This window comes from Gluconobacter sphaericus NBRC 12467 (assembly GCF_006539125.1).
Classification (GTDB): domain Bacteria; phylum Pseudomonadota; class Alphaproteobacteria; order Acetobacterales; family Acetobacteraceae; genus Gluconobacter; species Gluconobacter sphaericus.
Window position 1 is genome coordinate 41,960 of record NZ_BJMK01000013.1, and the last position, 9,072, is coordinate 51,031.

At 60.8% G+C, this 9,072-nt stretch carries 8 protein-coding genes; all 8 read right to left on the reverse strand.

Annotated elements, in window-relative coordinates:
- Positions 1-40: 40 nt before the first annotated feature.
- Positions 41-886 (reverse strand): outer membrane protein assembly factor BamD, encoded by an 846-nt coding sequence (locus GSP01_RS09395; protein WP_373320073.1) that lies wholly within the window; start codon positions 884-886, stop codon positions 41-43.
- A gap of 122 nt (positions 887-1,008) precedes the next feature.
- The gene (gene lpxC, locus GSP01_RS09400) at positions 1,009-2,040 is read right to left on the reverse strand and encodes a UDP-3-O-acyl-N-acetylglucosamine deacetylase (RefSeq protein ID WP_141352960.1); all 1,032 of its coding nucleotides are present in this window, start codon (positions 2,038-2,040) and stop codon (positions 1,009-1,011) included.
- A 116-nt stretch (positions 2,041-2,156) separates the two neighbouring features.
- Entirely contained in the window at positions 2,157-3,686 is a 1,530-nt protein-coding gene (gene ftsZ, locus GSP01_RS09405; RefSeq protein WP_141352962.1) for a cell division protein FtsZ, read from the reverse strand.
- A gap of 57 nt (positions 3,687-3,743) precedes the next feature.
- A complete protein-coding gene (ftsA, locus tag GSP01_RS09410) occupies positions 3,744-5,141 on the reverse strand; it encodes a cell division protein FtsA (protein WP_141352964.1) in 1,398 nt (465 codons plus the stop codon).
- Entirely contained in the window at positions 5,138-6,073 is a 936-nt protein-coding gene (locus GSP01_RS09415; protein ID WP_141352966.1) for a cell division protein FtsQ/DivIB, read from the reverse strand. The genes ftsA and GSP01_RS09415 overlap by 4 nt, the downstream gene beginning before the upstream one ends.
- Positions 6,073-6,984, reverse strand: coding sequence for a D-alanine--D-alanine ligase (locus GSP01_RS09420; protein WP_141352968.1), 912 nt, complete (start codon positions 6,982-6,984; stop codon positions 6,073-6,075). Before GSP01_RS09420 ends, GSP01_RS09415 begins: the two co-directional genes overlap by 1 nt.
- A complete protein-coding gene (gene murB, locus GSP01_RS09425) occupies positions 6,981-7,901 on the reverse strand; it encodes a UDP-N-acetylmuramate dehydrogenase (protein WP_141352970.1) in 921 nt (306 codons plus the stop codon). The genes GSP01_RS09420 and murB overlap by 4 nt, the downstream gene beginning before the upstream one ends.
- On the reverse strand, positions 7,898-9,072 hold a 1,175-nt coding region (gene murC / locus GSP01_RS09430), incomplete at its 5' end, for a UDP-N-acetylmuramate--L-alanine ligase (RefSeq protein WP_141352972.1). The genes murB and murC, both read right to left, overlap by 4 nt.

A 9,072-nucleotide genomic window follows, 5' to 3' on the forward strand; every position in this document is an offset into this window, starting at 1 on the left:
CAGTGTTGGGAACATGTCGTCCCGTTTCAAAGGGACGATGTCAGAAGACGCTGTGCCACATGCGGGAGAAGAAACCACGATGGCTCTGCTGTCCGGGATGGATGAGCGGTTTTTTAAGATCGCTCTTGAGCAGGTGGGTTTCCCGAAGATCATTATAGGCATAACGATACCACTGGCTGTCGGGATAGTTATAGCCCAGAACGGCGGCGGTCTGATGCGCTTGGTCTTTCAGGCCGAGGGCCAGATAGACCTCCACGAGACGCTCGAGCGCTTCGGCAACATGGTTGGTCGTCTGGTAGTCCTGCACGACGCGCTGGTAGCGGGTCATGGCGGCTTCATAGTTGCGCTGCTGCTGGTACCAGCGGCCGACTAGCATTTCCTTGCCAGCCAGATGGTCGCGGCATAGATCGATCTTCAACTGGGCGTCGCGGGCGTAGGAGGTCTGCGGGAAGCGGGTGATGACTTCTTCCAGCGCATCGAGGGCTTCAACGGTGCCCTGCTGGTCACGTTCGACGTTTGCGATCTGCTCGTAATAGCAAAGCGCACGCAGATAGAAGGCGTAAGCCGCGTCCGGGCTGGTCGGGTGCAGCTGGAGGTAACGTTCAAGCTGCTGGACCGAAAGCGCGTATTCACCCTGAAGGTAGTAGGCATATCCTTCCATTAGCTCGGCGTTACCTGTGAAACCGGAATAGGGGTAGGTCTGCTGCAGCAGTTCGAATTCGCCGCCAGCCAGCTCGTAATGCCCTGTGTGCAGGGCATCGATCCCGTAATTATACAGGGTTTCGGCATCGGCCGTTTTGGGAATCGCGGGCTTTTCATGCTGGTGCGAGAACAGCGAACAGCCGGAAAGCAGTAGAAACCCGCTGACAGCCGCAGCCCTCAGCATGAAACCACTATGAGTGACCGATGCTTCAAAATGACGCTGAGTGCTGCTTGTCATACCTGCTCTTCCCGTGGAATTTCGTCTTATATCACGGGAATGCTCTGACGAAAGACCTGCCATGTGTCTCAGGCAGCAACGCGCGCGCGCAGAGCTTTGGTAACGGCTCGCGACGAGCTCGTGGGGACGAAACGCCAGTTGGATGCATCGGAAAAAACCGCACGCAGAAGCTTGTTATTGAGTGTGTGACCGGATTTGTGACCAATAAATCCGGCCTGCATCCGGTAGCCGGCGCAATAAAGATCGCCAATCGCATCAAGTAGTTTGTGGCGAGCGAACTCGCGCTCGATTTTTAGGCCTGCGGGATTGAGGATATTTTCTCCGTCCACGACGACAGCCGTGTCCAGAGAGCCACCGCGCGCTAGTCCGATACTTTGCAGATACTCAATGTCCTTACGGTTGACGAAGGTGCGGCAGAACGCAAGTTCTTCCATGAAGCGACGTTCATCAAGCTGGATGGCGTAACGCTGGTTTCCGATGGCCTGAGCCGGGAAGCTCAGTGAAATGGCAAGGGAAAGTCCCCGCTGGGCGGGGCGTAGTTCGGCGAAGGCGCCGTTCTCGTCTTCGACCCGGACGTTACGTAGAATCTCGATGACCTGCCGGGGCGTGTCTAGCGTTTTACGGCCTGCGCAGCGGATCAGGAAGGCAAAGGCATCCGAAGCGCCATCGAGAACGGGCAGTTCGGGGCCATTGACCGCTACGAGGATATTGTCGATTTCGCAGGCGTTGAGAGCCGCCATGAGATGCTCGATTGTGGCAACACGCAAGGACGGATCCGTGGGGCACCCGACAACGGTTGAAAGGCGGGTATCAAGGATATGGTCGTAGAGCGCGGGAAAAGAGGGGGAGCCCTCAATGTCCGAACGCTGGAACCTGATGCCGGTATCCGCTGGGGCGGGGGAGAGAAGTAGATCGACGGTTACGCCACTGTGCAGGGCGATGCCCTGACAGTGAATGGGGTTGGCAAGGGTTGTCTGCAGGTTTTTCGATCTGCCGCGCTCGGAGCGGGAAGGCGTTACATCAAGGGCAGAGACTGTTTCCTTCTGTCCTACCTCAACGCCTTTCGCTGCGCTGCCGCCATGTGTTGGCGTAACCTGCATAAAGCCTCCGAAAAATTTGATTCCGGGGACTAGAAAACAGATACAGGGCGTCAGTTCCAGTCAACGATTGTTGCGGGATATTTCCCCCTCATGGTGCGCATGAGGGGGAAAGGAGATCAGCGGCGCAGGTAGGTCGGAATATCCAGGTTGGAATCGTCGGCGTTGCTGGGAGGATGTTCCTGCTGATGGGGTGCCTGCTGGGCATATCCGTCGCGGGTGCTGGGCTCAGTCCGCTGGGTGGTCTGCTGTGTCTGCTGCGGTTGGGGCGGACGGCTGCGGAAGGCGCCTGTGACCATGCCGAACAGGCTCCGTGGCGCTTCGGGCTGCGGCGGCGGGGCATGGCGGGACGGATCGGAGAACAGGCCGGCCCGGGGAGAAGGCTGATGGCTGTTCTCCTGACGAGGAGGCTGGGTTTCAGGGGCTGTGGGCTGGGTCGCCGGAGCTTCCTGCTGAGGTGGCGGGGCTGTGTTCTGAGCTGGCGACTGGGAATCAATCGCGAAATTCGGGCGCGGGGGGCCACCTGCATAGGTCGAACCAGGCTGGAACGAGGAGGCTGCCGTACGGGGGCCGGTGCTTTCGCGCGGAGCCGTCGCTCCGGCGTTCACCTGCGGCGCAGCGGCCTGAATGGTTTCTGCGCTCGGAGCTGAAGGGTCCTGACGCGGCTGTGTGTCGATGCCGGTTGCAACGACGGACACGCGGACACGACCGTTCAGCTTTTCGTCGATCAGTGCGCCGAAGATGATGTTGGCATCATCGGCCACTTCCTCGCGGATGCGGTCCGCAGCAGCGTTGACTTCGTACAGCGTCAGGTCTTCGCCGCCGGTGATGTTGATGAGCAGACCACGTGCACCTGCCATGGAAGCGTCTTCCAGCAGCGGGTTGGAAATCGCGCGCTCGGCTGCGAGCACGGCACGATCTTCCGCATCTTCTTCGCTCGAGGCTTCGCCTGTCCCCATCATGGCTTTTCCCATCTCTTCCATCACGGCTTTGACGTCCGCGAAATCGAGATTGATGAGGCCTGGGGAGACCATGAGGTCCGTAATGCCCCGAACGCCCATGTTCAGGACATTGTCCGCCATACGGAAGGCTTCGCGGAACGTCGTGTTCTGTGTTGCCGAATTGAACAGGTTCTGGTTCGGGATCACGATTAGCGTATCGACGTGCTTCTGCAGCTCGGCAATACCGTTTTCTGCAGCAGTCGTGCGACGGCGGCCTTCAAAATTAAAGGGCTTGGAAACAACGCCAACCGTCAGGACGCCGCGCTCACGCGCCATGCGCGCGATAACCGGAGCTGCACCCGTACCCGTGCCGCCGCCCATGCCAGCCGTGATGAAGACCAGATTCGCTCCTTCGAGCTGACGGTCGATTTCCTGAGCCGCTTCTTCAGCAGCTTCGCGACCGATTTCCGGTTTTGCGCCTGCACCCAGACCGCGCGTCAGATGCGGGCCAAGCTGGACGCGTCGTTCGGCCTTGGAGTGGGCGAGCTGCTGGGCGTCAGTGTTGGCAACGACAAATTCCACGCCCTTGAGTTCAGACGCGATCATGTTGTCGACGGCATTCGTGCCGCCGCCGCCGACACCGATCACGGTAATCCGTGGCGCCAGCTCAACGTGGGAATTGGGAGTAGGAGTAAGGTTCAGCGTCATGATCTGGTCCGGAACTTCATGAAAGCGACAGGTGTGGGCGTTGTGATCTGTAGTAGACTACACATTGTTGCGTATGAAGCCTACGAGACGTTTAACAAGTCCGCGAGGTTTGGGTTCCGGAACGGAAATATCTCCGAAATCCCGATCCGCACCCGCTGCCCAGGCCAGAAGCCCCGCAGCGGTTGAAAATCCTGCCGAAGCCGCGGCTGTCTCGGGCAGGCCGTAAATGTTCTGGGGTTTTCCCATTCGGACAGGTCGGCCCAGAATACGCGTTGCGACGGGCACGATTCCCTCAAGAAGCGATGCGCCACCTGTCAGCACGACCCGACCATTGGCTAGTCGACCCAGTCCCGCATTATCGAGCGATTGCCGCACGAGTTCGAGCGTCTCCTCAATCCGGGGTTGGATAACGGAAATGACTTTGGAGCGCTGAAGGCGGACCAGGCGGTCGCTGTTTTCACCGATCAGCGGCACCGACAGGATTTCGCGCTGGTCGTCCGAACCCATCTGGGCGGCACCATACATCGTCTTGAGGCGTTCAGCTGTTTCCAGAGACGTCGAGAGCACACCGGCAATGTCTCGCGTGACATGCAGGCCGCCGACGCGGATCTGGGCTGTGTGGAGCAGTTTGCCTTCACAGAAAACGGCCAGAGACGTGGTGCCGCCCCCCATCTCCACGACGGTCACGCCCAGTTCGCGCTCTTCGGCGGCCAGGACTGAAACGCCAGAGGCAAAGGGGCTCGCGACCAACCCGTCCAGCTTCAGTTCGGCGTGTTGCAGGACTGCATCCAGAGTGCGCAAGGCGCTGGAATTCATGTCTACGACATGCATCCGGGTGGCCAGTTCTTCGCACTGATGTCCGATCGGGTCCGCGATTCCGGGGATAGAATCCACAACATATCCGATGGGAAGCGTATGGATGACTTCGCGGCCTTCCATCCAGGCACGGGCCTGTCCTTCAGCTATCAGGCGCTGCACGTCACCGGCAGTGACTTCGCGGCCGCCGATGGGAATCTGTGCGTCAACCAGACGGCTCAGCGGGCGGCCGCAGGACAGGTTGACGACGAGTGAGTCCATGCGCCGCTCTGCAGCTTCCTCGGCCTGTCCGACCGTGGCCCGGATCGCGGCTTCGGCCTCGCGTATATCAACGATGGAACCTGAACGGATGCCGTGGGAACGGCGCCATCCATGACCCAGAACCTGAATGGAGCCATCCGGCTCGCCCTTGCCGATCAGGCAGGTCATTTTCGTCGTGCCGATGTCCAGCGCGCCGAAGATGCCCGGACGCCAGCTGACGTTTCGCTGGGTGTCCTCGGGAGGAAGTAGAAGGATGTCACGCGGGACGCGGTTGACGCTGACGTCACGTTCGCCGCCGACGGGAATGAGGGACCGGCCCCTCAGACCGCCCCGGCGCCGGAATGCCGGAAGATCTGACATGGAGTTGTGGTCGTTCATGGCTGCTTCGTGCTGTCTGCTGGTGGTGTCGGTGAGGATGGGTCAGGCTTTGTGTCATCCGGAGGTGGAGCCGCCTGAGGCGGCTGGTGGACAACCATCCGGTCCGGAAGACGCAGGTCGATCGACTGGACCGGCCTCTCCAGTAGGCGCATGCTCTGCTGATAGTGGGCAAGACGGGTGAACGCCGCGGCTTCCTCGCCCTCAGGCAGCATTACGGTCGTGCCGTCCTTGAGCGTGGCATTCCAGCGCCGGTTGCCCACGCGGATCAGGGCCGTGACCTGGCTTTTGACCAGAGGTTCCTTGTTCAGAGCATCAATCACGCTTGCGGCCGCCGTATTCGCACCTTCACCCACTACGAGGGGTAGTTGCAGAAAAGCCTGTGCATTTTTTCCTGTCAGGCCCTGATCGGAGACTTCTTCTCCTGCCCGGTTGATGAGCATGAAATGTCCACGGTCTTGCCAGACGGCGATCGGCGTGCGCTCCACCAGTGTGATGATGATGGTATCCGGCATGTGCCGTTCGACCGTTGCGTGGTCTATGAAGGGCAACTCATCCAGCCGTTGCCGCGCGGCCTCAACGGAAAATCCGAAAATGGGACGACCGACGGATGTGCCCAGCGCTTCCTGGATCGAGGCTTCGCTGGTCATGCCGCGACCGTTGATGACGATATGGCGGATGGGCAGCGGCTCCATTTCGACCAGCCGAGCCCTAAGCGGGGCGAAGCGCTCTTCGGAGGCTGCGTCATACAGAAGGCGAATGCCCGCCCCGGCAATTCCCATCACAACCAGAAATACGATCGCAGGCCGGACGAGCCGCCGCTGCCGGCGCCAGAATAGCTTTGCCCGTGACGGACGGCCTTCCTGAGGCGGCAGGACCCCGGAAAAACGCTCCCGGACAAAATCGTCTCTCTGAAAGGACGGATCCTCCCGCATTAGCGCGCCAGTGCCTCCCGGACCATCCAGTCACATAGTTCCGGATAGGAAATCCCGCAATAGGCGGCTTGTTCTGGCAACAGGGATGTTGGTGTCATGCCAGGCTGTGTGTTGACCTCAAGGATGACCAGCGTGTCGGTGTCCTCGTCATAACGAAAATCCGTGCGGCTGGCTCCCTGGCAGCCCAGTGTCTGGTGAGCGCGCAGAGCGTAATCAAGGGCCCGGTCTGTTACCGCCTGTGGAAGTTTCGCAGGGACCACGTGACGCGAGCCGCCAGCCTTGTATTTGGCCTCGAAATCATAAAATGCAGCTGTTTCGCTGGGCAGGATGTCCGTGACGGCCAGAGCGCGGTCTCCCATGACGCCTGCGGTCAGCTCGCGGCCGGGAATGAAGCTCTCGACCAGTGCCTCTTTTCCGAAGCGCCAGGTCCGCGCGATTTCGGTGCGACGGTTGTCTCCCGTCCGCACGATTTCGACACCGACGGAGGAGCCTTCGGCGACCGGCTTAATGACGTAAGGTGCGGGGAGAGGATCGGCTTCCGCTAGGTCTTCAACCGTCACGACACGCCCCTGTGCGACGGGTAGACCAGCGGCAGCAAGCAGGATACGGGTTGCGCCCTTGTCCATTGCCACCGCTGAAGCTCGTATGCCGGAATGAGTATAAGGTAGACCGAGCCATTCCAGAACGCCCTGAATGGCACCGTCTTCGCCACGGGGGCCGTGCAGGGCGTTGAAAACGACGTCCGGTGCGGCGGCTTTCAGGCTGGCGATGGTCGTTGCGATATCCGGTCCGACATCGATCGGGGTGACGTCATGTCCCTTTTCGCGTAGAGCCTCGATCGCGGCCTTGCCGCTGATGAGACTGACAGGCCGCTCACTGGATGTTCCCCCCAACAGGACTGCGACCTTCATACCGTCTGTTCTCCTTCGGATTTGCGCCCGATACGTTTGATTTCCCAATGCAGGTCCACGCCGCTCTGTGCCAGCACTTTTTCGCGCACGGTTTCGCCTAGCGCTTCCAGATCCACGCTGCTGGCCTGTCCCAGATTGAGCAGGAAATTGCAGTGTTTTTCGCTGACCTGCGCATCTCCGATTTGAAGACCACGGCATCCGGCTTCGTCAATGAGTTGCCAGGCCTTGTGGCCTTCGGGGTTACGGAAGGTGGAGCCTCCAGTTCGTGCCCGCACGGGCTGCGAGGCCTCGCGCGAGGCCCGAATATCCGCGATACGGCTGCGGATGGCGTCTGCGTTGTCAGGTGTGCCGCGCAGGCTGGCGCGGATGACTACGCTGCCTTCGGGAAGCTCTGAATGACGATAGGCAAAGCCGAGGTCGTCATGGGACAGGCGCCGGAATTCGCCTTCAGCCGTCAGGATCTCCGCCCATTCGAGAATGGCGTTGATATCCGATCCGTAAGCACCAGCGTTCATGCGAACGGCGCCGCCGATCGATCCCGGAATGCCTGCCAGGAACTCCAGCCCTGCCAAACCGGCAGAGGCAGCATGTTCGGCCACGGTGATGTCGAGCGCGGCCGCACCCACGATCAGGCTGTTGTCCTGAACGGAGATGTCCGCAAAGCCGCGGGCCAGACGGATGACCGTGCCGGTAATGCCGCCATCGCGGATGATGACGTTCGAGCACGCACCCAGAACCGTAACCGGCATGGTGGCCGGTTTTTCGCGCAGGAAAAGGGTCAAGTCGTCCTGGTCTTCTGGAACAAACAGCCAGTCCGCCGGGCCGCCTACGCGGAACCATGCGCGGGGACCGAGCGGTGCGTTCGGGGTCAGTCTGCCGCGCAGGCCCGTGACGAGAAAATCGTTGCTGCCTGTCATGCCGCGCCTTCAGTTGCGGTCTGGCTGTTTAGGGCTTCGAGCTGGGCAGGGAGTGCCTGCGCCCACTGGGTGATGGTGCCGGCGCCGAGACAGACGACGTAATCGCCTGGTTTGGCGATAGCGTTGATCATTTCCGCCAGATGGGCCGGATCGGAGAGCGGTACAGCGGAGCGGTGGCCGCGGTCGCGCAGACCTTCAACGAGCGCATCGCGGCCCGCACCCTCTATCGGCGTCTCGCCCGCGGCATAGACGTCGGCCACGATGACCGTGTCTGCATCGTTCATGCAGGTGCAGAATTCGTTGAACAGGACCTTCAGGCGTGAATAGCGGTGTGGCTGCATGACGGCGATGACGTTGCGCGCACCGGCCTGACGGGCGGCCTTGAGCACGGCGGCGATTTCAACGGGGTGATGGCCATAATCGTCGATGATGGAAATACCGTTATATTCACCTGTGCGGGTAAAGCGACGCTTGACACCCTTGAAGGTCGTCAGCGCGGACGCGATCACGGAATCACTGATTTCCATTTCAAGCGCGACGGCGATGGCTGCGAGTGAATTCAGGACGTTGTGGTGTCCGAGCATCGGCAGGCGGAACGGCCCGGCACGGCGCGAGCGGTTGCGCTGGCGATTGGTAACCACGACCTCGAATGTCGCGCCGCGCTTGTCCATCACGACCTTTTCAGCGCGGATATCGGCCTGTGGGCTGAAGCCGTAGGTTATGACGCGATGATCGGACAGGCGGGGGATCATCTGCTGCACTTGCGGGTGATCCACGCACAGGACCGCGAAGCCGTAGAACGGGATGTTCGAGACGAACTGGTCGTAGCCAGCCTGCATGGCCTCTTCCGTGCCCCAGTGATCCAGATGCTCCGGATCCATGTTCGTCACCACAGCAATGACCGCTGGCAGGCGCAGGAAGGAGCCATCACTCTCATCGGCTTCCACGACCATCCAGTCGCCTGAGCCCATGCGCGTGTTGGTGCCGTAAGCTTCGATAATGCCGCCATTGATGACGGTCGGGTCCAGACGCGCATGTTCCAGAACGCAGGCCACGAGGCTGGTCGTGGTCGTCTTGCCGTGTGTGCCGCCAATGGCGACAGACCAGCGCAGGCGCATCAGTTCGGCCAGCATCTCCGCCCGCCGTACGACCGGGATGAGCTTGGCGCGGG

Bases quoted from the DNA above. Each gene is read 5' to 3' on its own strand.
- GSP01_RS09395 (WP_373320073.1), bottom strand. From the start codon at position 886: ATGCTGAGGGCTGCGGCTGTCAGCGGGTTTCTACTGCTTTCCGGCTGT.
- lpxC (WP_141352960.1), bottom strand. From the start codon at position 2,040: ATGCAGGTTACGCCAACACATGGCGGCAGCGCAGCGAAAGGCGTTGAG.
- ftsZ (WP_141352962.1), bottom strand. From the start codon at position 3,686: ATGACGCTGAACCTTACTCCTACTCCCAATTCCCACGTTGAGCTGGCG.
- ftsA (WP_141352964.1), bottom strand. From the start codon at position 5,141: ATGAACGACCACAACTCCATGTCAGATCTTCCGGCATTCCGGCGCCGG.
- GSP01_RS09415 (WP_141352966.1), bottom strand. From the start codon at position 6,073: ATGCGGGAGGATCCGTCCTTTCAGAGAGACGATTTTGTCCGGGAGCGT.
- GSP01_RS09420 (WP_141352968.1), bottom strand. From the start codon at position 6,984: ATGAAGGTCGCAGTCCTGTTGGGGGGAACATCCAGTGAGCGGCCTGTC.
- murB (WP_141352970.1), bottom strand. From the start codon at position 7,901: ATGACAGGCAGCAACGATTTTCTCGTCACGGGCCTGCGCGGCAGACTG.